This is a genomic window from Pantoea deleyi, from assembly GCF_022647325.1.
GTDB lineage: Bacteria > Pseudomonadota > Gammaproteobacteria > Enterobacterales > Enterobacteriaceae > Pantoea > Pantoea deleyi.
Genome location: NZ_CP071407.1, coordinates 110,417 through 137,250, shown reverse-complemented (window position 1 = coordinate 137,250; position 26,834 = coordinate 110,417). Strand labels below are relative to the sequence as shown.

Sequence of the window (26,834 nt, the reverse complement as noted above, 5' to 3'; positions counted from 1 at the left end):
CAGGCTGGCACCGGGGTCACTGATGTTCGGACTATGAAGTGCAAACAGGCCGGGGCGAACCTCCGCCCCGGCCATCAGGATCACGCCAGTTGCTGATGCTGAATATGCGGGTTCAGGATATCCGCCAGGGTGCCCTGATGGCTGACAGCACCGTCGGGATAAAGATCGCCCTGCTGACCGTCCAGAGCACGCACGCCCTCCGGGTTCCAGACACCGCCTTCTGTGTCACTCAGCATGACCACGTTGCCATCCGCGTCTTTTACCGTCAGTGAATCGAGGGACAGCGCCGGCAGATCGGTCTGCCCCGGTGTGACGCTATGACTGCTGAAGGCTGTCAGATCGAGCGCCGGATGGTTTTCTGCTTTCAGCCCCAGCATGGCAAAGTCCAGCGCATCGTGCGACTCATTCAGCGGTAACCTGTCGTGACCCGCCACGTTCTCCTGTCGGGCGAGCAGATTCGTGAAGGAAAAGGCGTCACGGTTTTCTGTCCCGAAGAGGCGGTCGACGGCCTCCGTTGCGGGCTCCGGCGACAGAATATGCGCGATTTCCGCCTGGCTGCCGCTGTCCGGGCTCTCCAGGCCTGCCGCAGCGGGACGCAGTTGCGGGTTGGCGCTGTCCGAAACAACGTTAACGTGTCCGTCCGCCTCGCCAGCGCTCACCCTGCCCCCGCTCTGTGCAGACTTCTGCGCCTCAGCATTTTCCGGCTGAACGGCATGGGTTGACTGGCTGGTAACAGACGTCTGGCTCAGGTGTTCCCCGGGCTTCACCGTCAGGAGAGCCTCATTCTCAGTCGTTGCCGTCAGCCACTGATCGTGGCTGGCCTCCGCATGAATCGGGGGACTGTCGCTGAGATGTTTAGCCGCCGCTTTCGGCGCACAAGTCTCCACCTGGAAATGGGTCGTCATCACTGCCGTGTGGCCTGCTGCATCCGTCGCGGTGACGACGATATCGTGCTGGCCTTTGCCGAAACCGGTTTTCATCATCACCGGCGTCAGCGTCAGGCTCCAGTGACCATCGTCGCTGACCGTTGCCGCGTGATGCTTACCGCCAATACTGACCGTGACCGTCTGACCGCTGCCGCTGGTGCCCGTGGTGCCGGTCAGCGTCTCAACCTCTTTTTTCTCCGCGCGACTCAGCAGGCCATCGCCAAAGGGCGTATCCATCGCAGGCACGGGCTCGCCGCCGCTGCCTGTAACCGGGGTGGTCAGATCAGCCTTCACGTAACCATCCTGCTCGAACCAGTTGCCGGCACCGTCCAGCACGCCAAACATCAGGTTATTGCCGCCCTCAGAGAGTTCGGCGGCGCTGATCTCCGCCCGCCAGCTGCCGTCCGCCTGAATGACCGCCGTGTTCCAGTGGAAGGTATCGTTAATCTGCACCGAGAACGTTTTCAGTGGCAGCGGTGCCTCCAGCCTACCGCTGAGGACATACCACGTCTCACCATCATGCTGTACGGCATCCGCCAGCGTGACCGGATTAACGGTTACCTTCGGGTTGCTGCTGTTGTAATGGGTGATCAGCAGCAGGTCGTGGCTCAGGCTGGTACTGTTGCCGTTCGCGTCCGCTGCGCTGATCGTGATGCTGTAGTTACCATCCTTTATCGTCTTCAGCTCGCTGTCCGATATCTGAACCTGCCACTGGTCCTGCCAGGTGCTGCCCTGCCAGACCCGGCCATCCAGCGTCAGCTCAATGGTTGTGCCGGAGGGAAGATGGGCCGCGGTGCCGGTAAAGGTGATGCCGTAGATCCCCTCTTTATAGCTGACGGCGTTGTCACCGGTGACAGGATCCAGCGTCAGCGTCGGTAACGCGTCAGAGGCGTAGATTTCCACTCCCGACGAGGCGTAACCGCTGTTGCCCGCCGCGTCGGTGACGGTAGCCGTGGCACGGTAACTCCCTTCCCCCATCGCCTGCAGCGTTTCCGGCGGCACCGTGAACTGCCACTGCCCGCCCTGCCCGATGACGTCACTCCAGCGGAGATCGCCAAAGGTGACCTCAATGGTGCTGCCCGCTTCGCCGCTGCCCGCGATCACCAGCGGCTCACTGATTTCGCTGCGGTCGATCAGCCCGTCGCCCGACAGCGTCTTGATCGTGACAGCCGGATCCAGGGTGTCGGTGATAAACGTCGCCTCAGCGACCCCGGTACGGCCCCAGAGGTCGGTGGCGATCAGGGTCAGGCTATGGCTGCCCTCGCTCAGCTCCGCCTCTGCCAGCTGCTCGCGCGTCAGCGACACCTGCCAGTTGCCCCCGCTGTCCACGGTGCCCGCGTGGCCGACACCGTCCAGGGACAGCACGATGCGCTGACCCGCCCCGGTCACGCCCGTCGTGCCGCGCAGCGTGATCGGCTCATAGCGCTCGTGCGCGTTCATATAGCCGTCGCCGAACGGCGTGTCGAGGGTCGGCTGCGGCACAGGCGCACCCGGAGGCGGCGCGGACGCATCGACGACGATCGCTTTGCTGGCGGTGGTGGTGCCGCCCACGCTGTTTTCAAAGCTGACGCTGAAAGTGCCCGCGCCCACTGGCAGCACCTGCAGATCGGCAGCCGGCAGGGTGACGCTCCAGCTGCCGTCCGCCGCAAGCGCTGTGGTGTAGGTCTGGCCGTTCAGCAGCACGGTCACCGTGCTTCCGGCGGCCATGTTCTCCAGGGTGCCGCTGAAGGTCTGGGCCGAGAGCTTCTCCTCCGCGCTCAGTACGCCGTCCCCGGTGAAACTGTGAATGACGAGAACGGGCGCCGCGCCGACCGGCGTGTCGCCGCCGTCAGGCGGGGGGGTGCCGTCCGTCGGATTCTCCTCGTGAACCGGCGGCACCCGGGTGCCCTCGTCAACCGGCGTGGTCAGGTCGGCCCTGACGTAACCCCCCTGTTCGAACCAGTTTCCGGCGCCGTCCAGCACCCCGAACTCCAGGTTATTGCCGCCCTCAGAGAGTTCAGAGGCGCTGATTTCCGCCCGCCAGGTGCCGTCTGGCCGGATCACCGCCGTGTTCCAGTGGAAGGTGTCATACACCTGCACCATAAAGGATTTGACCGGCAGCGGGGCATCTATCGTGCCGCTGAGAACGTACCAGGTTTCCCCGCTGTACTCAAACGCATCCGCCAGCGTGACCGGATTAACGGTTACCTTCGGGTTGCTGCTGTTGTAGTGGGTGATCAGCAGCAGGTCGTGGCTCAGGCTGGTACTGTTGCCGTTTGCGTCCGCAGCCCGAACCGTGATGCTGTAGTTGCCATCCTTTATCGTCTTCAGCTCGCTGTCCGATATCTGGACCTGCCACTGATCCTGCCAGGTGCTGCCCTGCCAGACCCGGCCATCCAGCGTCAGCTCAATGGTTGTGCCGGAGGGAAGATGGGCCGCGGTGCCGGTGAAAATAACGCCGTAAATCCCCTCTTTATAGCTGACGGTGTTATCGCCATTGACGGGATCCAGGGTCAGGGCGGGTAACGCGTCAGAGGCGTAGATTTCCACTCCCGACGAGGCGTAACCGCTGTTGCCCGCCGCGTCAGTGACGGTAGCCGTGGCACGGTAACTCCCTTCCCCCATCGCCTGCAGCGTTTCCGGCGGCACCGTGAACTGCCACTGCCCGCCCTGCCCGATGACGTCACTCCAGCGGAGATCGCCAAAGGTGACCTCAATGGTGCTGCCCGCTTCGCCGCTGCCCGCGATCACCAGCGGCTGACTGATTTCGCTGCGGTCGATCAGCCCGTCGCCCGACAGCGTCTTGATCGTGACAGCCGGATCCCGAGTGTCGGTGATAAACGTCGTCTCAGCGACCCCGGTACGGCCCCAGAGGTCGGTGGCGGTCAGGGTCAGGCTATGGCTGCCCTCGCTCAGCTCCGCCTCTGCCAGCTGGTCGCGCGTGAGCGACACCTGCCAGTTGCCCCCGCTGTCCACGGTGCCCGCGTGGCCGACACCGTCCAGGGACAGCACGATGCGCTGACCCGCCCCGGTCACGCCCGTCGTGCCGCGCAGCGTGATCGGCTCATAGCGCTCGTGCGCGTTCATATAGCCGTCGCCGAACGGCGTGTCGAGGGTCGGCTGCGGCACAGGCGCACCCGGAGGCGGCGCGGACGCGTCGACGACGATCGCTTTGCTGGCGGTGGTGGTGCCGCCCACGCTGTTTTCAAAGCTGACGCTGAGGGTGCCCGCGCCCACTGGCAGCACCTGCAGATCGGCAGCCGGCAGGGTGACGCTCCAGCTGCCGTCCGCCGCAAGCGCTGTGGTGTAGGTCTGGCCGTTCAGCAGCACGGTCACCGTGCTTCCGGCGGCCATGTTCTCCAGGGTGCCGCTGAAGGTCTGGGCCGAGAGCTTCTCCTCCGCGCTCAGTACGCCGTCCCCGGTGAAACTGTGAATGACGAGAACGGGCGCCGCGCCGACCGGCGTGCCGCCGCCGTCAGGCGGGGGGGTGCCGTCCGTCGGATTCTCCTCGTGAACCGGCGGCACCCGGGTGCCCTCGTCAACCGGCGTGGTCAGGTCGGCCCTGACGTAACCCCCCTGTTCGAACCAGTTTCCGGCGCCGTCCAGCACCCCGAACTCCAGGTTATTGCCGCCCTCAGAGAGTTCAGAGGCGCTGATTTCCGCCCGCCAGGTGCCGTCTGGCCGGATCACCGCCGTGTTCCAGTGGAAGGTGTCATACACCTGCACCATAAAGGATTTGACCGGCAGCGGGGCATCTATCGTGCCGCTGAGAACGTACCAGGTTTCCCCGCTGTACTCAAACGCATCCGCCAGCGTGACCGGATTAACGGTTACCTTCGGGTTGCTGCTGTTGTAGTGGGTGATCAGCAGCAGGTCGTGGCTCAGGCTGGTACTGTTGCCGTTTGCGTCCGCAGCCCGAACCGTGATGCTGTAGTTGCCATCCTTTATCGTCTTCAGCTCGCTGTCCGATATCTGGACCTGCCACTGGTCCTGCCAGGTGCTGCCCTGCCAGACCCGGCCATCCAGCGTCAGCTCAATGGTTGTGCCTGAGGGAAGATGGGCCGCAGTGCCGGAGAAGATAACGCCGTAAATTCCCTCTTTATAACTCACGGTGTTGTCGCCGTTGACGGGATCCAGGGTCAGGGCTGGCAGGACAACCGCGTCGGTTTCAGCCGCCGTGGAGGTGCTCACTAATGTGGCTGTTTCCGCCGCGTGTGCGAACGTTAAGGTTGAGGCCGCATCGCCGGAAGTCCCTTCCGTGCCAGACGCCGTCTTCTCAGACGCCTGCGTCTGGTTTTCTGCAACAGAAACTCCAGATAACGCTGGCTCTGAGGCTGCTGTTACGTTGGCCGGGAAAGGGGTCAGCGCATTCGCCCGATCGACAGGCTGCAGGGCGGGCGTCAGCGTGATGACAGCCTGATCGTCGTCCATTGTTTCTGTACTGAATTGCGCCTGCTGGAGCAGACTGCCCTGCTGAAACAGTAATGTACTTCGCTCACCTGCCACCTCAGTAAAGAAGTGCTGATAGCGGAGCGTGTCGCTCTCCGGCAGATTGAGAATAAGGTCATCCCCCTGCTTCTGATAGGAAGCAATCTGAGACGGTAAGCCCTGCAGCGTAATAATGGCGGGTTCGCTCAGATTAAAAGATGACGAACTTTGTGCCTGCCGGAGCAGTGGCTGACCGCCTGTCAGCGAGACGACCGTGAAACGGTCCGTGCCTGAAAAAGCCATGGAGATTTCCTTATATACCAGGTAGTGAGTCGCAATGCCGTTAAAAATAAAGCGGCGCTTTACTGATTTCAGGCACGCAGATGCCAGCGACCAGATAAAGGTGCTGAGCCAGACCCGATACTCAACGGATTAATCGCAATCCGTAACAAGGATAATGGTTAAGAAGAACAGCCAGATTAAATAATCAGTTCCACGGACAGTTTCTGTCTGCCAATGAGATAAATCAGCACCATTCATTGCAAGAGTTCGAGCGCCGGCTCATTCAACCCCTATCAATCTCAATGACTTATTGCCATTAAAACAGGAATGGTTGACGCTGGATAGACATAAACTATCCTTCGCCCGCCTCTCTGACTACCAGGTAAAATCTGGAATTTCACCAGGTAAATAGTTGATGGTTTCTGTTGTTTTAAATATTTTTTGGCGTCTGAATATGATCCGCCCTCACGCCTCTTCTTCCTGTCCCACAGATTTATTAACGGACAAAATTTATCAGTTAATTTAAATAATAAGGTACAGATGGCATCGGCTCGTCACGGCAAGCGCCGCCTGTCGCGCAGCACTTTCCAGCCCCGGTTGATGCAGAACTGGCCCGTCAGTTGACGGAAAGTCAGCGTGGAGGGATGGACAGATTTCTTTGCAAAGAGGCGCGTGCGCGCAGCATGGCATTTATTTTTGTAACGTTAGCGGTCTGCGGCTGGCTCAAAAACAGACGTGTACGTTAAAACGCCGGTAATGATGGCTGATTTAAACCTGAACGAAACATTCTGTTTATAAATGGCAGCATGATTTAATGTTAACCGGAAAGTAATCATGCATTTAAATAAATATAAGCGTTTATTCAGGTCCGGGCTGACTATTCCTGTCAGTGTTCATGTTCTCAGGGATGTCCTGAATTAATCTGGTCTGCTCATCCCGTGACGTTATTCCCGGAATACCTGTTGTGCCGTTTGTAAGGCATGGCGACCGATGTTCACATTTTATCTGCCACGGACTATTTCGATTTGACCAGCCAGTAGCCGTGAACTGCGCAGAGATTATTCCCCATCGACTTCACTGACCACAAAGGCGTGAAGAGAGAGCCGTATTCGCGGCACATCAGATCGGTTGTGCAGGGAATGCCCCCGCTACGCCGTAAACGCATCAGCCGTCCGCAATCCGGCTCAGTCAGGTTTGATCTCTTCAATAAGCGTCTCGCCCTGATTACGGATGCTGCCTACTCTGGCTGACACAGGATGCCAGCATAAATCCTTTTCTGGCAGCGCCGCATCCTGAGCGATCTGCTGCGCGCGTTCAGGCGTGGTGTCTTCGCTTAACCATTCGCGTACCGCATCCGCTGTCAGAACCAGCGGGCGACGGTCGTGGATATCGACCATGCCCTTGTTACTCGCCGCTGTGACGATAACGAATCCTTCATGCCCGTGATCCTGACCGTAAGGCGCCCTGCCAATCGCCGCAAAAAACAGCGGCACGCGCGTTCGGTGGTAGATGAAATAGGGCTGCTTTTTATTGCCGTCCCGCTTCCACTCATACCAGCCATCGGCAGGCACGATCGCACGACCGTTCTCCCATAGCGGCCTGAACATGCGGCCGGTTGCCGCCGTCTCACCGCGGGCATTGATTAGCGGCTGCTTGTGCCACCACGCCGGGCCGTAGCCCCAGTAAACCGGGTCAAAATGCAACGCATCGTCCCGTTCGTTCAGCAACAGAACCTTAGTGCCTGGCGCAACATTAAAACGCCCGATCGGTTCCGGGTCATAAACAATTTCATCTGCCTTGAGTTCAAGAGCGTCAAAGTAGTCATCTCTGCTGCTGTACTGCGCAAACCGTCCACACATAGATACCTCCTCTGCTAAGGATAGTGTGATATGTGAACGTCAGGGATGTATCCGGCAACCGGCGGCGGGATTTCTGGATTTTGCAGAGATCCGGCATGGGTTTACCCTGAGATGTTTTTCAGATCGGCCGGACAGATTGTGTAATCGGCAATCACACCATAAGGTTAAATGACGTCATACAACAGCAGAGGTAGAGATGCCCGACGTAATGCTATTTGGTGAAGGCTGGAAAGGTGAAAAAAGGTCAGTGAGCGTGGCAGCGCCTGGTGATTACATCAGCTATTTATCGAAAACAGACTTTACCCAGAATCAGCTCGAGATTGTGGCGCCAGGCCCTGTGCGTTTCAATCAGGGTTTCCGGGTTTCAACCTTTCGCTCTCAATCCGGACAGGCCTATCTCATCGCAGTGTCAGGCGACAGGCCATCTGATGAGTGGGTGGAACAGGCTGTTGCGTCTCATCAGCCCGCACCACTTGAGGGATAGCCTCGCAGAAGAAGCCAGCATAAACAGCAACAGGCAGTCAGTGTTCTTTCAGGACAGACGGAAGCGCAGATTTTTTGGCAGTCTGCCTGAACAGAACGCGTAATCGGAAGGAGAAGTGAAAATGGCTTACAGACCGCGAACGTGCCCTTTCTGCAATTTCCGGGGGCCCCGAAAGTGCCCTGACGGCAAGTTTTCCTGTGACATGTGCGGCCTTGAATGGAAGCCCGAACAGGATAAGCGCGACAAAGACAAACCATGAAACCGGCGTCTGTGGCGTTATTTTCTGCCGGCATTCGACAGGTGAAACATGAACAGGGCTGACCTGATCGGGAAGGGGCTGCTCAGATTAGCGCGCTGTGTGATTGCTCAGACCAGACTGCTCCCCCTTCCCATCCGCATCCGGTGCTCACAGAAGCCGAACGTTTTTCACCGCAGACGCGATCCGGTGTGCTGGCAATTTCAGGACCGGACATCAGCAAGTCACTGCTTTTTGCTTCAGGGCGGCCCTGAACGTCATAAATCATCAGCCAGCCAAAAACAGTAACTGAATTGCGTTAACTGCCTACCCTTAAGCAAAACGGCTCACGACGCGTGAAATAAGGTTGCCCTGACATCATGCTGCTCTCAGCGCGTTCGCTTTTTCCATACAGGTTGCGCCCCCATTCAGCAGAGTGAATTGTTCCAGCTAAAGAATAATGAGATTAATGGGGGTGACGTTCACCTCTGCATTTACAATTTTAAGGCGGCTTTTCTGCATAAAAATGCAATCAGATGAAAAGAAAGTTAAAGTTGAGAATGGTAAGGCTTCAGCATGCCTTTTAATCTCAAACCGGATGAATTTGTGGTCTGAAAGCATATTGTGCTCACTTTTCGAAAATTCGACACTCACGCTACCTATCCAGACGGAATACTGTATAGTGCCCTGGTCAGCCCAGGCTGACACTGCGTTTTTTCCTTTTTTGTTCCAGTTTACGCCTGTGTAACGCGGGCTTTTTTACCATCGCTTTACCTCAATTCGAACCCGGAAATAAAAAAGTGTTACATAGCTCAACTTTCGCGATTTCCAGGTTTAATATGTCGAAGCGCCCTGAGTTTTAATCTGGCTATACCTCTTTATCAGCGGCCTGCTTATTGATGACTGTAAACCGGTATTCTGGCTTTATCATCGCCTGCGTTTGGGATTCAGACAAGCGTTGCGGATGCTGTGGCGATCTATTTATCATTCTGATGCTGACGTTATTAACAGAAACAGGTATATGGCACCTGAACAACCTGAAGGTTAAGCTAGCCTGGTGTCAGCGTTCACTTTCTTCATTCCGTCTGCCGAATAGTGTCAGACTTCTTTCGTTACCCAGCCATTTCAGGCTTCTCTGAATTTACCCGGCATAAAGCGACAGGCTTGGTAATCGTGTAGCGGGCTGCCTGGTTTTATCGCCATCTGCAGTCATAGCGCCTCTGGTCTGAATGAGTCAAACGTCTGACGATACTTCGCCTGCAGCGATAAGCATTAAAATAGCATCCTGAATGCAGATTAACGGACTCCTGAAAAGTTGAACGTTATAAATTCTCGTGAGGGATAAACAGCAGAGGCTTTAAATCTTTAAAAACAGTTAGTCTGATTTTATCCGCCCAGAGTGCTGTTATTTCAGAGAGTCAGATTATTCTGTCGCACACTGCCAGCGGTTGAGTATCTGCCATTCTTTAGGGACTTTTATTTTCAGAATTTTTGGGCTTTTCACTATCAGGAATAAAAGTTAAAATTTTGCGTTTTAACAGGGGGGTATATGAAAAACGTAGTGCTGAGCATGCTTGCCAAAATCTCAAACATCGATGCGAATATGAAACAGCTGACAGCGCGTGTTGAAGCACAGTCTCTGTTGATCAGCGCACTTGTACTGGCCGTCAGCAAACAGGGCGGCGTGACCGAAATGATCGAGAGCGCTAATAAAGCCATTAATACTGTCATTGATTCCGCTGAGTCGGATGAAATACTTAAGTCTGATGCTGCCATTCTGCTGAGTGAACTGCAGAGCCTGCTGACTATTTCAGCCGCTGTAGAGGGTGCCGATGAAGAAGTTAACCATGAAGGGCTACATGCGCTTCAGGGTGTAGCCCCTCTTAAAAATGACAGTTAACATCAGACGTTACTTTCTTCCCTGATCAGGATGCCAGCGCTATTTTCAGTGCTGGTATTATTCACATCAGGCCCGCCAATCCCGGATGCCTTACTTATTAAAACCCATGCCATCGCATCTGCATTAAGACCTGATTCACTTAAAGCCGACACTGTTGAATAAAAGACTGGTAAATACCTGACACGCGTCGCTGTATTTTATCAGCCAGCCAGTTTGCAAAATATAAACCTTAGACTAAAAAATAATAATAAAATACGCTTTCTTATCCAGCAGCGAACCGTAAATGCCCCCCTTTTTTGCAACGTGCTCTTCTGGCATACCCTGGCGCGTACAAACAAAGCGCTATCCATCACGATATATTTTCTCCCCTGCCTGCGTGCACGTGATGAAAATCACCTGACCCTCTGATTTTACTGCAAAATCCTGCTCAGCCATCGTCAGTCAGGACGGACGCATTCGTTTTTTTCTCGAATCTGAATCATGAGTTCTTCTTGATATATTGACATCAACCTGAATTTATTTTCTCTAACGGCGCGATTACCGCTTTGCTTACGCTATAATGAGTTCACCTTTCGTCGAGGGTGTAAGATTTGTTATTTAGCGTCCGGGTGGTTTCTCATCATCACGCTGAATCCCTTTTTACTTTGTCTGACGTCTGTTGCGCTGGTGTTCGCCTTCTGGCTGTTAAACTTCACAATACAAGGCAGAAAGCGTTTGTACGTGACAGGTAAAAAATTTACGCAGCATTATTGCTCACCCGCCAGAGCGGACATTTTACCGACAGACAAAAAGAAGAATGTATGTGCAGAAGTGAAGAAGAATTAGTGAATATCGTGATTGGTGAGGCCGTTTTATCACTCGCGGACGATTATCTTGATATCAGTGTCGTGACGATTGTTGATAAGCTTAAACAGATGCTGAAAGCAGAAACTGATGAAAATCGTCGTAAGAACATCATTGATGCTATTCAGAAGACCTGCCTGAGTCCTGCCCTTATCCGTAATGACACGGCCCTCCCCTTTGACGCTGAACAGAACACCGCCAGGATTGTTCAGGTCTGGCACTGAGTCGATTTACCGTGTCAGTGTTCCATGAGTACAGCGCAAAACGGACGGCGTGATGCACCCACGAAAGCCTGGCGAAGATAAATCAGAACGCAGGCCAGGGGCTCAGCAGGCCCCTTTTCGTCTGGGATCGTCAGCCTCTGTACAGCGTCGCCGGTTTTGCGCAGGCTGAGATAGCCTCTGAGGATTAAAATATCCAGGTCATCACTGTCAGGCATACGTTTTATCAGAAAGCCACTGAGGTTTCCGGCTGCCACTGACAGATTCACAGATCATGCTTCAGGCGTCTCACGCCAGCCGTAAAAAGAGTCCCCTTTTCCTTCAGCACCTTACAATCAGGGCGCGGCAATTTCACTCACCGCCATCTCACCTTCATGGGCTGCAACGCGATCCGCACGGTAATAGCGCACCACATCGCCCACAATCAGTAACGATGGCGAGACCGGTTTTTGCAGTTCAACAGTTTGAGGCAAGCCGGCGAGTGTGGTGATCAATACCCGCTGGTTCTGGCGCGTACCATTTTCAATAATTGCCACCGGCGTTGTCGCGCTGCGGCCATACTCCCGTAACCGCGTGCTTATCACGCTGCTCCAGCTTAACCCCATATAAAACACCAGCGTCTGATTGGTTGCGGTCAGGGCCGCCGCATCCAGTTGCGGTTCACCGCTGCGTCCGTGCCCGGTGATAAAACGTAATGACTGGGCGCAGTCACGGTGCGTCAGCGGAATGCCGCTGGCCGCCGCGCACCCCACGGCGGCAGTAATGCCGGGAACCACTTCGCAGACAATATTTGCCTGCTGCAGGCTGACCATCTCTTCCCCGCCACGGCCAAAGATAAAGGGATCGCCGCCTTTTAAACGCACGACATTGCGCCCACTGGCGGCCAGATCCACCAGCAGTTGATTGATCTGCGCCTGCTTCAGGCCGTGGTGGCCCGGCTGTTTCCCGACGTCGATACAGAGCGCGCTGCTGGCGACTTCCGCCATCACCGCTTCGCTGACCAGGCGATCGTAGACCACGACATCCGCGCGTTGCAGCAGACGCAGCGCCTTGACTGTCAACAGCTCCACATCCCCCGGCCCGGCGCCGACCAGCCAGACCTTACCCGGGCTGGACGCGTTTACCGGCGCCAGCAGTTTATCCAAAGCGTCAATCGCGATTGTCATTCTTCCTCCGGTACAGCAACGGAAAGCAAAAGGTGTTTTAGCTCCGGCAGGCAGGAGCCGCAGTTGGTACCACAGTTGAGCGCATGACCCAGTGCCTGGGTGCTGTGACAACCCTGTTTAATCGCCTGTAATATCGTGTTTTCTCCGACGCCAAAGCAGCTACAGATCGTCCGGCCTGCCTCAGCATGCAGTGCCGACTGTCCCGCCAGCAGAGCATGCCGTTCGGCCGCATTTGCCGGTGCCTGGCGAAAAGCCTGCGCGACCCAGGCATGATTGATTGCGGGTAGCGATTCACCGGCATAAAAGGCCAGTTGCAGTTCGCCGTCGCGCCAGGCCAGCAGGCGGTAATGCGGTTCCGCTGCATGGGCAGTTTGCAGTTGCAGCCCGTCGGGCGGAAGGATTGCCGTGATCCACTGGTCTGGCGAACCGTCGCCGGCCAGGCTGAAACGCTGCGCGCCCTCATAGGGTGTACGCGCCCAGTAGCGCAGTCCGTCAGGCGGGCTTACGTCGCGCTGCCAGAGCCAGCCCTGCCAGCGGGTGTTGAGCGGCTGAATACGTACGGCGGTTTGTTTGAAAGCAGGCTGTGACGAGACCGGACAGCGGGTAGAGGCCACCAGACTGCCGACCCTGCCCTGCAGGCTGAACTGCCGGTTCCAGTGCATAGGGACAAAGATCTCGCCGCGCCGCAGCCCGCTGTCAAACGTCACGCGCACGGTCATCCAGCCTGATTCGGACTGCACCCGTGCCAGTGCCCCTTCGCACAGGCCATAGCGTTGTGCGTCCTGCGGATGGAGGGCGGCAAACGGCTCATCACAATGCTGCATGAGTCGGGGAACCAGGCCGGTACGCGTCATGGTATGCCACTGATCGCGGATCCGTCCGCTGTTCATCAGTAACGGGTAAGCCGTTCCGGGGACCACTGGCTGTGGCGTGGCCGGTGGCAACAGGCGGGCTTTGCCATCCGGATGATAAAAGTGGCGGTCGCTGAACAGCCGGGCGCAGCCCTGGGGATAATGGGCGTTGATCGGCCACTGCACCGGCTTCATCGCCTCCCACTCTGCGTCGCTGATACCCGCCAGGCCGCTGATATCAAAGGCGCGCTCGCCGTTGTTTTCAAATCCTGACAACGCCGCATGTTCGCGGAAGATGGCGGCCGGATGGCTCCAGTTAAAACCTTCACCGAAGCCCAGACGCTGCGCGACCTGCGAGAGTAACCACCAGTCCGGCTTCGCTTCTCCGGCCGGGGGCATGAACGCGCGCTGACGAGAAATCCGGCGTTCAGAATTGGTCACGGTGCCGTTCTTTTCCCCCCAGCCCTGCGCGGGTAGCAAAATATGCGCAAAGGCAGTGGTATCCGTCTGCGCCAGGACATCGGACACAATCACCAGCGGACAGGCCGCCAGCGCACGGGCAATGCGGTTACCTTCCGGCATCGAAACCGCCGGATTGGTGCCCATAATCCACACGGCTTTGATGGTTCCGCGATCGATGGCTTCAAAGAGATCGACCGCCGTCAAACCGGGCTTCCGCGCCATACGCGGACTGCGCCAGAAACGCTGTAAACGGTCGCAATCGTCTGCGGTGAAATTCATATGTGCCGCCAGCTGATTGGCCAGCCCCCCGACTTCCCGTCCGCCCATCGCATTCGGCTGCCCGGTCAGCGAAAATGGCCCGCAGCCGGGTCGGCCAATTCTGCCGCTGAGCAGGTGCGCATTGAGAATGGCATTATTATTGTCACTGCCGCTTTGCGACTGGTTGATGCCCATACACCATAGGGTCAGCACGCGCTCATGCCGGGCGAACAACCGGTAGAAGGCGGTGATCAAGGCCTGGCTGAGATCGCAATGGGCGGCCACCGCTGCGCCATCCCACCGCCGCGCGGCCTGTAAGGTGGCGTCCACACCATCCAGGTGCGGCAGCATCGTAGCGTCAATGCCGCCATGCTGCTCCAGCCAGTGCAGCAGGCCCGAGAACAGCGCCGGATCGCTGCCCGGCCGGAGCGGTAAATGCAGATCGGCGAATTCACAACTGGCCGTACGGCGCGGATCGATGACCACAATCTGCATATCCGGGCGCTGTTCTTTTGCCTTTTTCAGCCGCTGAAACAGCACCGGATGGGCCCAGGCAGCATTTGATCCGACCAGGATAACCAGCTGGGCCTGATCCAGATCCTCGTAACAGCACGGTACGGCATCTGCCCCGAATGCCCGTTTGTAGCCTGTCACCGCTGAGGCCATACACAGACGTGAATTGGTATCGATGTTGGCGACGCCGAGAAAGCCTTTCATCAGCTTGTTCGCCACATAGTAATCTTCCGTGAGCAGCTGGCCGGACCCGTAAAATGCCACTGCCTCCGGGCCATGTGTATCGATAATCCTGCGCAGACCGTCAGCCGCGGCATCCAGCGCCGTCTCCATGCTGACCCGCTGGTGATGAAGCTCGGGATGCAGCAACCGTCCGGCCAGCGTCAGGGTTTCGCCCAGCGCCGCGCCCTTGACGCAGAGTCGCCCGGCGTTCGCCGGATGACCGGCATCGCCACTGACCCGGACCGGCGCACCCGGCGACTGCGTGACTTCGACGCCGCAGCCCACCCCGCAATAGGCGCATGTGGTTTTCATGATGCCTGCGCCATCAGGTTAAGCGGACGGTTCGCGACCCAGACCTGACCGTTCTCCAGTCTGACCGGCCAGCAGCGCAACTGATGCCGGGGATTATCAAGGCTCTGTCCGTCGCGCAGGCGCACGCGCTGTTTGTAAAGCGGCGAGATCACCACCGGCTCCCCGGCAACATCCCCCAGGATGCCGCGGGACAGCACGCTGGCTTCGCTGCCTGGCTCACGATCCTCCAGGGCATAGCAGTCATCCCCCATCCGGAATAATGCAATACGGACGCTGCCCAGACGGGCTCCGATGCCGGCTCCGGGCGGAATGGCCTCCAGTGGGCAGATTTCGCTCCAGGGCTCGGCGGGAAGATGCATCAGAGGGATACCGGTGGCCTTATGCGGCTGACGCTGCCCGCGCACGCGGGCATAGTGCAGTGTTTCATCCGGCTGATCGCTGTTCACTGTGGCGGTAAACAGCGCCCGGCGTGACGAATCGGCCAGCGTGGTCTGCCATTCGCACTGCCACGTGTCCACCACCTGTTGCATCTCCTGTTCCAGCGCAGCGGCGATGCCCAGGCTGTCATGAATGACCACCTCACGCAGGTAGTCCAGCCCGCCCTCCATGTTATCCATCCAGACGCTGGTGCGCTGCAGGCGATCCGCCGTGCGCACATAGAACATCAGAATCCGGTCAACGTACTGAATCAGCGTGTCATCATCCAGATCGCTGGCAAACAGTTCGGCATGACGTGGCTTCATGCCGCCATTGCCGCAGACATAAAGGTTCCAGCCATTTTCCGTGGCAATAACCCCGATATCTTTACTTTGTGCTTCCGCACACTCACGGGTACAGCCGGATACCGCCATCTTAATCTTGTGCGGTGCGCGCAGGCCCTTATAGCGGTTCTCCAGCGCGATGGCAAAAGCGGTGGAATCCTGCACGCCATAACGACACCAGGTCGATCCAACACAGGATTTCACCGTCCGCAGGGATTTTCCGTAGGCATGACCGGTTTCAAAACCGGCCTCCAGCAGGGTTTCCCAGATAGCAGGCAACTGATCCAGTCGCGCACCAAACAGATCGATACGCTGGCCGCCGGTAATTTTGGTATAGAGATCGTAATGCGCGGCCACTTCGCCAATGGCGATCAGGCCCTGTGGCGTGATCTCGCCCCCCGGCACGCGCGGGACGACCGAATAGGTACCATCTTTCTGGATATTGGCAAAGTAACGATCATTGGTGTCCTGTAAGGGTAAATGTGCCGGTTTCAGCAGGTAATCGTTCCAGCAGGAGGCCAGCAGCGACCCCACCAGCGGTTTACACACCTCGCACCCACAGCCCCGTCCGTGGCGGGTCAGCAGAGCATCAAAGCTTTTGATGCCATTGACACGGATCAGGTGATACAGCTCCTGACGGGACCAGGCGAAGTGCTCACAGATATCTTTTTTAACGGCGACGCCCAGATTTTCCAGCTGAAACTCCATCACCTGTCTGACCAGCGCGGCGCAGCCGCCGCAGCCCGTTGCGGCTTTGGTGCAGCTTTTTATAGTGGCCATGTCGCCACAGCCACTCTGCACCGCCTGACAGATATCGCTTTTACTGACGTTATGGCAGGAACAGACCTGAGCACTGTCCGGCAGCGCAGCCACGCCCAATCCTTTGGCCGGCGCGCCATTCATCACGGGAAGGATCAGTGCTTCCGGTGCCGCCGGCAGCGGCATCGCGTTTAGCATCATCTGCAGGAGCGTGGCATAGTCGCTGCTGTCTCCCACCAGCACGCCGCCCAGCAGGCGGCTGTTGTCGTCACTGACCACGATCTTCTTGTAAATGCCCTTTGGCCCGTTAGCCCAGTGGTAGCTGAGGCTGCCTGCAGTTTTGCCGTGCGCATCGCCAAAGGAGGCAACCTCCACGCCCAGCAGCTTCAGTTTGGTGCTCATGTCGGCACCGGTGAACTGCGTGGGTTCGGTCGCAAGATGCCCGGCCAGCACCCGCGCCATCTGGTAGCCTGGCGCCACCAGGCCAAAAATCTGCCCGTTCCACAGCGCGCATTCGCCGATGGCATAAATGTCACTGTCACTGGTCTGGCAATGATCATTGATCGTAATGCCGCCGCGCGGCCCCACGCTGATGTCGGCGAGCCGGGCCAGCTCGTCACGCGGACGAATACCGGCAGAGAACAGCACCAGATCGGTGGCCAGCTCGCCGCCATCGGCAAAGTGCAGCACCAGACTGCCGTCGGGCCGGGTGGCAATCTGTTCGGTCTGTTTCGAGGTATGCACCGTGACGCCCAGCGAGTCGATTTTCTGCCGCAGCATCAGCGCTCCGCCTTCGTCCAGCTGCACGGCCATCAGGCGCGGCGCAAACTCAACCACGTGTGTCTCCAGCCCCAGCTGCTTCAGCGCATTGGCGGCTTCCAGACCCAGCAGTCCGCCGCCGATGACCACGCCGCGCTGACTCTGGCGGGCGCAGGCGGCGATGGCATCCAGGTCCTCCAGGGTGCGATAGACGAAGCAGCGTTCGCCATCATGGCCTGGCACCGGTGGGATAAAGGCACGGGATCCGGTAGCCAGCACCAGCTTATCCCAGGCCAGCTCACGGCCCGAACTGTCACGCAGGCTGCGCTGCTGGCGATCGATCGCCTCTACCCGGCAACCACTGCGCAGTTCAATCGCGTTCCGGGCAAAAAAATCCTCGCTCACCAGCGACAGCTGCGTGGCTGTTTTACCCGTGAAATATTCAGAGAGGTGAACCCGATCGTAAGCCTGATACTGCTCTTCACCGTAGACCACAATGTGATAGTGCTGATGCAGGTTACGGGCAACCAGCTGCTCCAGAAAATGGTGGCTGACCATGCCGTGACCCACCACGGCTAATACAGGTTTCATTTGGCTCATCACAGGAGTTCCTGCAGCCAGCGGCTGCGTTTCAGGTTCATCAAGGCCGAACAGCGTATTCACAGAAACCGGTTCGGCGTTATGGAGTGCGTTCAGCAGCGCGCCGCTTTGCTGGCAGTCGCCATACAACAGCACGCCGTTGAGTCGGCCATTTTTCAGGAAAAGGCGGCGATAGTGCCCGGCGATGGGGTCAAAGCTGCTCACGGATGGGGCATCCTGAATGTCGCCAGCGCTGAACAGGGAAATGCCGCTGACTTTGAGACGGGTGCCCGTCGCCGCGCTGCAGAAATCTGCCTGTGGCCGGTCGGCCAGTTGCGCCGCGAGAATCTTCGCCTGGGCCAGACAGGGCGCAACCAGACCAAAGGTCTCGCCGCTGATTTCACAACATTCACCCACGGCATAAATGCCGGCGTGCGCACTGCGCAACTGGCGATCCACCAGAATGCCACGCTGGCAGGGAATACCGGCGGCCTGGGCGACGGCGATTGCCGGCTGGACACCGATAGCCATCACCACCTGCTGTGCCGCCAGCTCACGGCCATCCTGGAGGATCACGCTATCCGTCCGGATCGCAGCAAGGCTGACATTGAGTTCACAGCGAATGCCGCGCGCCTGAAGCTGCACCAGCAGTAACGCCGCCGCCCTGGCATCCAGCTGCTTGTCCAGCAACCGCGACTGCCGATGCATCAGCGTGACCTGGCGTCCCTGCGCCTGAAGTCCGGCGGCGGCTTCGATACCCAGAAAGCCCCCACCGACCACCACTACCGGACCCTGCCCCGCCAGCAAAGTGTCGACATCCTGCAGCGTACGAAAGAGGCTGACATGCGGCAGGTCGCTGCCCGGTATAGCGGGTCTGCAGGGCTGCGATCCGGTCGCCATGACCAGGCGGTCCCAGTGCAGCAGACGCTGGTCGGTGCGTAACGTCCGCTCAGCGACATTTACCTGCTCCACCGTCTCTCCCGCCAGCAAGGTAATGCCGTGACGGTGATACCAGTCAGGATCGTGGATCAGGGTGTGATCGACAGTGGTTTCCCCGGCCAGCAGCGGCGACAGCAGCACACGGTTGTAGTTGCCGTGCGGCTCACGACCAATCACCGTGATGTCGTAACGCGCGGGCGCCAGCTGCAACAGCGTTTCCACCATGTGCATGCCCGCCATCCCGTTACCCGCAACCAGCAGCCGTTGTTTCATGGTGTCGTCCTTATGCCGCCGAGGTCTGTTTTTCGTAGAGAAAATGCAGCACTTTCTGGCGCAGCTGGTGATAACGCACGTCATCCGCCAGCGCCACGCGTGAACGCGGCCGGGCAAGGTCAATCGTCAGGATATCGCCCACCTGCGCCGCCGGACCGTTAGTCATCATCAGCACCCGATCGGACAGCAACACGGCTTCATCCACATCATGCGTAATCAGGACGATGGTGGTGTTCAGCGCCTGCTGGATGCGCATGACGCTGTCCTGCAGATGCGCGCGCGTCAGGGCATCCAGTGCACCAAAGGGTTCATCGAGCAGCAACACGCGCGGTTTCATGGCCAGCGCACGGGCGATGCCGACGCGCTGCTTCATGCCGCCGGAGATCTCACCGGGGCGCTTATGCATGGCGTGACTCATTTGCACCTGGTTCAGGTTGTGCTCGATCCAGTCACGCCTTTCCGCCTTGTTCATCCTGCCTTTAAACACCTGCTCTACCGCCAGCTCAACGTTCTGATACGCCGTCAGCCAGGGCAACAGCGAGTGGTTCTGAAACACCACGGCGCGCTCAGGGCCGGGACCGGTGACTTCGCGGTTATCACATAACAGGACGCCGCTGGTGGGTCGGGTTAAACCGGCAATCAGGTTGAGCAGCGTGGATTTACCGCAGCCGGAGTGGCCGATCAGACTCAGGGTTTCCCCCTGATGGATATCGAAGCTGACAGTATCGAGCGCCAGGAAATCGCCGCCGGATGTGGTAAAACGCTGGCTGACCTGCTCTACGCGAATGATAGGTTGCATCGTGTTCCCCTTATTTATCCCAGCTAAAGCGGCGGGCCAGCAGCATCAGTCCCTGCTCCAGCAGCAGGCCGACGACGCCAATCAGAAAAATGGCAATCAGGATGTTTTCAACGTTGAGGTTGTTCCACTCGTTCCAGATCCAGAAGCCGATCCCCAGGCCCCCCGTCAGCATTTCCGCAGCCACGATCACCAGCCAGGCGATGCCAATCGACAGGCGAACCCCGGTCAGCACCGCAGGCAAGACGGCGGGAAACAGGATGCGGCGCAGGATGGTCCATTCCGACAGTTGCAGCACGCGCGCGACGTTCAGGTAATCCTGAGGAATGCGCTGTACGCCTTCTGCGGTATTAATGATCATCGGCCAGATAGAGCAGATAAAAATGGTCCAGCTGGAAGCCGGTTCGGCGCGCTGGAACAGCAGCAGGCCAATCGGCAGCCAGGCCAGCGGGCTGACCGGACGCAGTAACGCAATAACCGGATTGAACATGCGCGCCATAAAGGTAAAACGCCCCAGCAGAAAGCCTGCGGGAATCCCCACCAGCGCGGCCAGACCAAAGCCGATAGCAACGCGCTGCAGCGAGGCCAGCACATTCCAGCCGATGCCCTGATCGTTGGGGCCGTTGTTATAGAAGGGATCAGCGAAGAGGATTTTCGCCGCGTCCCAGGTGGCATACGGACCGGGAAAGCCTTTGCTGTAGAGGGCCGCGATCTGCCAGACCAGCAGCAGAAGCAGCACACCGCACAGCGCGGGAATGGCACGCTGCAAAAACGGACGCAGGCGCGCGGGTGATCGCATCTTTTTTGGCGTGACCTGAAGGGGCACGACTGTGGCGCGGGCGGGCAGCGTCTCAGGCTGGGTCAGGGAGCGAGTCTGGCTTTTCATCACGACCTCTCTTTGTGGCTAATGGCAAAGCTGGCGGCGTAAGCGGCAGGATTTGTACCATCCCAACTCTTGCCGTCCATCAGGGTGCTGCTGCGCATCTCACTGTCGGGCAGCGTGACGTTGCCGACGGCGCTGGCGGCCTGTTTATAGATATCGATGTGGTTGACCTGTTTTGCGACAGCCAGATAGTCCGGCTCCTGGGTCAGCATTCCCCAGCGTTTGAGCTGGGTAAGGAACCACATGCCATCGGAGAGATAGGGGAAACTGACGCTGCCGTCGTGGAAGAAGCGCATGGCGTGCGGGTCCTGCCATTTCTGTCCCAGCCCGTTTTCGTACTGGCCGAGCATGCGGCCTTGCAGAATCTCAGGTTTCGTATTGATCCAGGCGCGCCCGGCCAGCACCTGCGCCGTTTCGCGGCGGTTCTCATCGGAGGCGTCGATCCAGCGTGCCGCCTCCAGAACAGCCGCCGTCAGCGCACGCGCCGTATTGGGGTTCTCTTTCACCCACGCGGCGCGGGTACCCAGAATTTTTTCGGGATGATCGGGCCAGATCTGCTGACTGGTCGCGGCGGTAAAGCCAATATCGTCGCTGATTGCACGCTGGTTCCACGGCTCGCCCACACAGAAGCCGCTCATGTTGCCAATCTTCATATTCATCACCATCTGCGGCGGCGGCACGACAACCGTGCGCACGTCCTCAAACGGATTGATGCCGGCATTGGCCAGCCAGTAGTACAGCCACATCGCGTGAGTGCTGGTAGGAAAGGTATGAGCAAAGGTCAGACTGCCTTCAGGCTGACTGTCGATGTGCTTTTTCAGGCTGGCGGCATCGGTGACCTTCTGCGCTCTCAGCTGGTTCGACAGGGTGATCGCCTGACCATTGTTATTCAGCGTCATCAGGTTCGCCATGTCATGCTGCGGTCCGGCCACGCCCAGTTGCAGGCCGTAGATCATGCTGTAAAGCACATGTGCTGCGTCGAGTTCACCGGAGGTGAGTTTGTCGCGGACGGCCGCCCAGCTCGCTTCTTTGCTGGGTTGCAGCGTCAGGCCATATTTTTTGTCAAAGCCTTTGACTGACGCCATGATGACCGGCGCACAGTCGGTCAGCGGAATAAATCCTACCCGCACGGTGGCTTTTTCTGGCGCATCGGAACCCGCCGCCCATACGGCGTTGCGCAATCCCGGCAACAGCCACAGCCCGCCAACCGCGGCGCCGGATAACAACAGTTGACGACGAGACAGTGAAACTGGCGATTTGCTCATTTTTTGCCACCCTCAGGAAATAAAAAAAGGCGTCCTCTCCGCTGCTTTCACAGGGAGATGGACGCCTTTATCCAAAGCACTCGCTTTACCGCCGTTGGCAAAGCAAATACACATACTCAGTAAGGTAAAGCAAACCGCGTGCCAGATTTGAAAAGGTTCTGCGCACAGCGCTTCAGGGTTTTGTCTGGCCAGTTTCTGACCGTTTCTGCACGTTGGTGACGCAGATCACGCACAGGTATTGTGCAGCTAACACTTTAGAGTGACTTCTTCATCGTGGCAGCCACCGTGACGATCGCCTGGGCGATTTCCGGCAGCCGTTTATTCTGATCCATCGCGCTTTTACGCAGCCGTTGCCAGGCCTGCTCTTCACTCAGCCCATGCTGCTGCATCAGCCAGTTTTTGGCCTGGTCGAGCAGTTTGCGCTCTTCCAGCGTGGTGCGCAGGGTAGCCAGCTCACTGGCCTGATGCTGCAAACGCTGGGACTGCTCCGCGATCAACGACAGCAGTGAGCGACCAAGCTGGGGTGCCAGCCCGTCACTGTTCAGCGCACCGGACTCGGCAGGCAGCCAGTCCGCCCCGGAGACATATAACGTAAAATTGCAGCCCGGCTGCGCCACCTGCAGGGGTTCAGCCGCCTGATGCCGGGCCAGTGCGATGGCCTCGCGGCAGCGCGACATCAGCGTGGCTGACAGCTGATCTTCCAGCAATTTCATTTGATCGATGCGCTGTGACAGCAGCGAAAACCAGTGCAGTGCGCCGCTGTCCTCCCGCCGCCCGTCAGTACAGGCGATGCGCCGCAGGCGTTCAATTTCGCGACTGGCCTGCGCCAGCGGCTGCCAGTGCTGCAAAACCGCCTCATCGGCAAACTGCTGGAAGGTCAAAAAACTCTGTTCCTGTGCTTCAATTAAGGCCACCATGCCGCTGCGCTGCTCTGCGCTGAATTGTCCGGCCGCAAAGCCGGCCGCGCCGAGTGCACGCTCCTGCCCCGCCAGCTCTTTGCCCTGCATAAAGCTGAACAGTGCAATGAGCGCGCGGGTAATGTCAGGATGGCTGGCGGTGTCGGCGGCCTCAAACACCAGGTTCAGCAAGCTACGGATAATGGTGTTGAATGCCGCAACGGCTTGGGCGTGCGCAATCTGCTGTTGCGTAATCTGCTGGCGTAACGCCGGTAACCCGGCCAGGGCCTGCAGCGCGGCGGCGATCAGGTTGCAGAACCGGCTGTATCCCGGCTGGGCGTCGGCCTGGGGTAAGGCCTCGCAAAAATCCCGCTGGCAGCGCGTCACATCCTGCTCACTGGCGAGCCGCTGCTCGCCGTAAAGCCGGCCTTCTGAACATATCCACAGATTGCTCGCCCCCCGCTCACGCTGAAGCTGATGAACCAGCTCGCTGACGGTAGTAATGAGCTTACCGGTCTGACGAAGGCGCTGCAGGCTGGCAATATCGCTAAGCCGTGAGGCCTGTAACCAACTCAGTGCGTCATCCATTGCTGCCCCCTCTGATGCAAAAAGGGAGTCAAGCAAAAGCCGTGCCGTGTTCGACACATCTGAATCAGTGGGCGCGCAGATCGCTTTCGGGAATTACTGAGAACCGATGTTCTGAACCGGGGGGAATGAGGGGCCAGGCTACGACGTGTGGATCTGAAAAATAGGTGACCAGGCGGTAAAATTGCTGCCTTCGTGGGGAGGAGGAAAGTAAAGAAGAGGCGGAAGCCTGCATCACCTGTTGAATGGGTATCATGAAGGAGATGTATCGTCAGTCCGTTTTACAACACGCCTCCGGACTTACGCCTTGCCTCCTCTTAAGGCAAACCTGACGAAATGCAGAAGCCAAAAGTGCTGAAACTCGCAAATCAGGAGTGAAAAACGGCCCATTGTGACGGTTTCTGGCTGCTACAGGCACGAACGCCCTGAGAATGCGTTGATGCCCTACAGGCAGGTGAGAAACGAAAATCGCTGGCAATCCGAATCGGGGATAATCTCATCCGGTTCGTTATGCCGGGCTCGGCATCAGTAAGAAACAGAGCTTTTATTGTTGTCTGTGATCAGATGGAAACCGACTTAAATCAGTTATGCCAGCCGTTTTCGTGTTGCGATATTGATATCAGAAATTTCACGGCTATTTGCAAGCGCACCCGTATCTGACGCCTGATACGCTTTTAATAACCGGAACGTGACGTCAGGAAATTAAGCCAGACGATGGAATTTTATTTTTTAAGAGAAAACATGATTTTGTAGCGCCGGTATAAAATACGCCAGCACTTGAGACATTAACAAAGTTTTACACTTGCCCGTCGTTCCTTAAATTTAGCGTTGTGATATTACCTGCATTATCCGGCCAGTCATAACAGAGCTAAGCGCAGCACAGGCATGCCAGTCTCATCAGGGTGTTCCCGTCACTGTTCTGGGCAGACGCCGGCCTGTTGTCATCGGGCACTGATATTCGCTGCCCGTTGACGCGATATTTCATGCCGGCTGGAGATGCTTTTACAGAATCCCCTCTTTTTTGCCGGTTCATCCCCCATTCTGACCTCGTTAATGCGGACCCTGGCACCAGCGCTCCTGATTACGCAAAACTATGCTGATTCCCGTGGCGCTCCGTAGATAGGGACAGAATGCCGATGAAATTCAGGACATTTACAGACGGCGCAAAATTTGTCCTTGCAACGATGGACGTTATCGATAGACTATATACGAAACATATACGTTTTATATAAGGCTAAAATGGGTATCGTCAAAATCTCCGAACTGATGCACGAGAATCTGCGCATCGCCAGCCAGGCGATGAGCCGCTCGATTAATGCGCAGGCAGAGCACTGGCTGAAACTGGGTATGCTGGCTGAACTCTATCCGCAGCAGACCCAGCAGGAGCTGGCACAAATGCTGATCCGGCTTGAACTGCAGGGCAGCGCCGATATACGTCATATGCTCGCAAAAGAGAGCCTCACCGCACAGGGAGATGTGTCATGAACAGCGTTAAAATACATACTGCCGCAGAGATCGAAATGGCGCGCGCAGCCGGTCAGGCGGCGGCTCAGGTGCTGGCGATGATCACGCCTCACGTCCGGCCCGGCATCACCACCGAAGAGTTGGATGATATCTGTCACGACTTCATCGTGAATGAGCTGAAGGTGACGCCTGCGAATATCGGCTATCACGGCTATACCCGCACCACCTGCACCTCGGTCAATCATGTGGTATGCCACGGCATCCCGGCCGGCAAGAAACTTAAAGAGGGCGATATCGTCAATATCGATGTGGCGATCATTAAAGATGGCTGGTACGGCGATACCAGCCGGATGTATTTTGTCGGCACGCCGTCGGTGCGGGCTAAACGCCTGGTCGAGATCACCTATCAGTCAATGGTCGCCGGGATCAAAACCGTCCGGCCTGGCGCAACGCTGGGCGATGTGGGCGCCGCGATCCAGCGCGTGGCGGAAGGGGCCGGTTTCTCGGTCGTTCGGGAGTATTGCGGTCACGGTGTCGGGGAGATTTATCATACCGACCCGCAGGTGCTGCACTACGGCACGGCAGGGCAGGGAATGCCGCTGAAGGCCGGGATGATTTTTACCATCGAACCGATGATCAATGCCGGTAAAGCCGGAACCAGCGTACTGTCGGATGGCTGGACCGTGGTGACCAAAGATCGCTCGCTCTCTGCACAGTGGGAACACACCGTGGCCGTGACAGAGACCGGCTTCGACCTGCTGACGCCGTGGCCGGAAGGCACCGGCGACTATCCGGCGATTTAATCAGACGTCTGAGACCTGCCTTCAGGCTGCGCATCGGCTTCTGACCGCAGCGTATCTGGCGCACTGGCGCGCCAGATACGCACATCGTTGCGTCCGGCACGCTTGACCCGATAGAGCGCCTCATCCGCGTATCGCAGCCACGCATGAATTGACGCCGCATCACGCGCCGCTGCGATACCGATGCTGACCGAGCACTGATAAGTTGAGGAGGCGGGCAATCTCAGCAGCGAAATGCCCTGCTTGATTTGCCCGGCCAGCAGCATAATGCTGGTCTCATCGGCATCGCGGACAATCACACACAGCTCATCTCCGCCAAAGCGGGCGGGCACATCCTTCAGGCCCACGCTGTCACGCAGCAGTGCTGAGATCTCTGCCAGCAGAAAGTCGCCCGCTTCATGCCCGAACGTGTCGTTAACCTGCTTGAAGCGATCGACATCGAGCAGCATCAGCCAGGCATTGCCCTCGCCTCGCTGGGTACGCAAAAATTCACTTTCCAGCCGCCGCTCGAACAGACGCCGGTTAGGAATCTTCAGGCCGGGATCCATCAGCGCGATGCGTTCCAGCTCGCGGTTCTTTTTTCGCAGACTCAGCGTCAGATGGTGTGAGACCACACTCAGCACCAGCAGATAAGCGCTGGCCAGCGGCAGCGTCAGCCAGACGGTGCGGGTACTGAACGTCATCAGTACAGGCGCCCTCTGCGCCAGCCAGACCAGCAGGAAAGCCACCAGAAAGGCCTGCAGGGCCGATTTCAGCTGGACCCAGCCGCCCGCGGAGTAGCGATCCGAAATCAGAACCGCCATGATAATCACCGACGGCAGCGGGCTCAGCGCCATCACCGCCACCCAGACGCCGCCAAATGCCGCATCCAGCGTCAGGTTCTTGCGTTCAAATCCGGTGGGATCGTGCGATCGCAACGCCAGCCTGTACGCAATGTAGGGCCAGATAAAGGCGTTGGTGAACAGCAATGCACACACTTCTGCACTTTTTCCCCTCTCCATCAGCACTGACAGAATCGGCAGAAAGCAGAGAAACGTGCCAAGCTGGCGCATCATAAACATACGGCGCACAAATCGCGTCGATCGGCGCTTCAGCTGGGCATCGTCAGGGGTGTAGTAGTTCATAGGCAAACTG

14 protein-coding genes are annotated in these 26,834 nt (G+C 57.9%); 4 read left to right on the top strand and 10 right to left on the bottom strand.

The genetic code is table 11. The annotated features are described in order from the left end of the window. Window positions 1–80 precede the first annotated feature (80 nt). A complete protein-coding gene (locus J1C59_RS19915; RefSeq protein ID WP_242281412.1) occupies window positions 81–5,636 on the bottom strand; it encodes a BapA prefix-like domain-containing protein in 5,556 nt (1,851 codons plus the stop codon). Between the two features lie 1,163 nt (window positions 5,637–6,799). After that, window positions 6,800–7,474, bottom strand: coding sequence for an SOS response-associated peptidase family protein (locus J1C59_RS19910; protein ID WP_128086484.1), 675 nt, complete (start codon window positions 7,472–7,474; stop codon window positions 6,800–6,802). Between the two features lie 2,268 nt (window positions 7,475–9,742). Between J1C59_RS19910 and iraP the strand changes: the two genes are divergently transcribed. Continuing rightward, on the top strand, window positions 9,743–10,093 hold the full coding sequence (gene iraP, locus J1C59_RS19905) for an anti-adapter protein IraP (protein ID WP_128086485.1): 351 nt from the start codon (window positions 9,743–9,745) through the stop codon (window positions 10,091–10,093). An 800-nt stretch (window positions 10,094–10,893) separates the two neighbouring features. After that, a complete protein-coding gene (locus tag J1C59_RS19900) occupies window positions 10,894–11,160 on the top strand; it encodes a hypothetical protein (protein ID WP_140916852.1) in 267 nt (88 codons plus the stop codon). Between the two features lie 332 nt (window positions 11,161–11,492). On the opposite strand, the gene cobA is transcribed toward J1C59_RS19900, so the two are convergent. The 7 genes from cobA to J1C59_RS19865 form a co-directional block, all read right to left on the bottom strand. Then, window positions 11,493–12,323: a uroporphyrinogen-III C-methyltransferase gene (cobA, locus tag J1C59_RS19895; protein WP_140916853.1), complete on the bottom strand. Its 831-nt coding sequence runs from the start codon at window positions 12,321–12,323 to the stop codon at window positions 11,493–11,495. Beyond that, the gene (locus tag J1C59_RS19890) at window positions 12,320–14,941 is read right to left on the bottom strand and encodes a nitrate reductase (RefSeq protein ID WP_140916854.1); all 2,622 of its coding nucleotides are present in this window, start codon (window positions 14,939–14,941) and stop codon (window positions 12,320–12,322) included. The genes cobA and J1C59_RS19890 overlap by 4 nt, the downstream gene beginning before the upstream one ends. After that, complete coding sequence (gene nirB / locus J1C59_RS19885; RefSeq protein WP_140916855.1) at window positions 14,938–19,011, bottom strand: nitrite reductase large subunit NirB; 4,074 nt, start codon at window positions 19,009–19,011, stop codon at window positions 14,938–14,940. The genes J1C59_RS19890 and nirB overlap by 4 nt, the downstream gene beginning before the upstream one ends. Before the next feature lie 10 nt (window positions 19,012–19,021). Next, window positions 19,022–19,810 carry an ABC transporter ATP-binding protein gene (locus J1C59_RS19880; protein WP_128085797.1) on the bottom strand — a complete coding sequence of 263 codons (789 nt, stop codon included), beginning with the start codon at window positions 19,808–19,810 and terminating at the stop codon, window positions 19,022–19,024. Window positions 19,811–19,820: 10 nt separating this feature from the next. After that, window positions 19,821–20,693 (bottom strand): nitrate ABC transporter permease, encoded by an 873-nt coding sequence (gene ntrB, locus J1C59_RS19875; RefSeq protein WP_128085796.1) that lies wholly within the window; start codon window positions 20,691–20,693, stop codon window positions 19,821–19,823. Further along, window positions 20,693–21,955, bottom strand: coding sequence for a CmpA/NrtA family ABC transporter substrate-binding protein (locus tag J1C59_RS19870; RefSeq protein WP_140916856.1), 1,263 nt, complete (start codon window positions 21,953–21,955; stop codon window positions 20,693–20,695). Before J1C59_RS19870 ends, ntrB begins: the two co-directional genes overlap by 1 nt. Before the next feature lie 254 nt (window positions 21,956–22,209). Further along, window positions 22,210–23,439, bottom strand: coding sequence for a nitrate regulatory protein (locus J1C59_RS19865; protein WP_128085795.1), 1,230 nt, complete (start codon window positions 23,437–23,439; stop codon window positions 22,210–22,212). Window positions 23,440–24,675: 1,236 nt separating this feature from the next. On the opposite strand from J1C59_RS19865, the gene J1C59_RS19860 reads away from it, so the two are divergent. Beyond that, a complete protein-coding gene (locus J1C59_RS19860; RefSeq protein ID WP_128085794.1) occupies window positions 24,676–24,921 on the top strand; it encodes a ParD-like family protein in 246 nt (81 codons plus the stop codon). Beyond that, complete coding sequence (gene map, locus J1C59_RS19855; RefSeq protein WP_128085793.1) at window positions 24,918–25,703, top strand: type I methionyl aminopeptidase; 786 nt, start codon at window positions 24,918–24,920, stop codon at window positions 25,701–25,703. Before J1C59_RS19860 ends, map begins: the two co-directional genes overlap by 4 nt. On the opposite strand, the gene J1C59_RS19850 is transcribed toward map, so the two are convergent. Further along, entirely contained in the window at window positions 25,700–26,824 is a 1,125-nt protein-coding gene (locus J1C59_RS19850) for a diguanylate cyclase (protein ID WP_128085792.1), read from the bottom strand. The two genes, map and J1C59_RS19850, sit on opposite strands and share 4 nt — an antisense overlap. Window positions 26,825–26,834: the final 10 nt, after the last annotated feature.

Excerpts from the sequence above, each read along its gene's own strand:
- J1C59_RS19915 (WP_242281412.1), bottom strand. The coding sequence starts at position 5,636 with ATGGCTTTTTCAGGCACGGACCGTTTCACGGTCGTCTCGCTGACAGGC.
- J1C59_RS19910 (WP_128086484.1), bottom strand. The coding sequence starts at position 7,474 with ATGTGTGGACGGTTTGCGCAGTACAGCAGCAGAGATGACTACTTTGAC.
- iraP (WP_128086485.1), top strand. The coding sequence starts at position 9,743 with ATGAAAAACGTAGTGCTGAGCATGCTTGCCAAAATCTCAAACATCGAT.
- J1C59_RS19900 (WP_140916852.1), top strand. The coding sequence starts at position 10,894 with ATGTGCAGAAGTGAAGAAGAATTAGTGAATATCGTGATTGGTGAGGCC.
- cobA (WP_140916853.1), bottom strand. The coding sequence starts at position 12,323 with ATGACAATCGCGATTGACGCTTTGGATAAACTGCTGGCGCCGGTAAAC.
- J1C59_RS19890 (WP_140916854.1), bottom strand. The coding sequence starts at position 14,941 with ATGAAAACCACATGCGCCTATTGCGGGGTGGGCTGCGGCGTCGAAGTC.
- nirB (WP_140916855.1), bottom strand. The coding sequence starts at position 19,011 with ATGAAACAACGGCTGCTGGTTGCGGGTAACGGGATGGCGGGCATGCAC.
- J1C59_RS19880 (WP_128085797.1), bottom strand. The coding sequence starts at position 19,810 with ATGCAACCTATCATTCGCGTAGAGCAGGTCAGCCAGCGTTTTACCACA.
- ntrB (WP_128085796.1), bottom strand. The coding sequence starts at position 20,693 with ATGAAAAGCCAGACTCGCTCCCTGACCCAGCCTGAGACGCTGCCCGCC.
- J1C59_RS19870 (WP_140916856.1), bottom strand. The coding sequence starts at position 21,955 with ATGAGCAAATCGCCAGTTTCACTGTCTCGTCGTCAACTGTTGTTATCC.
- J1C59_RS19865 (WP_128085795.1), bottom strand. The coding sequence starts at position 23,439 with ATGGATGACGCACTGAGTTGGTTACAGGCCTCACGGCTTAGCGATATT.
- J1C59_RS19860 (WP_128085794.1), top strand. The coding sequence starts at position 24,676 with ATGGGTATCGTCAAAATCTCCGAACTGATGCACGAGAATCTGCGCATC.
- map (WP_128085793.1), top strand. The coding sequence starts at position 24,918 with ATGAACAGCGTTAAAATACATACTGCCGCAGAGATCGAAATGGCGCGC.
- J1C59_RS19850 (WP_128085792.1), bottom strand. The coding sequence starts at position 26,824 with ATGAACTACTACACCCCTGACGATGCCCAGCTGAAGCGCCGATCGACG.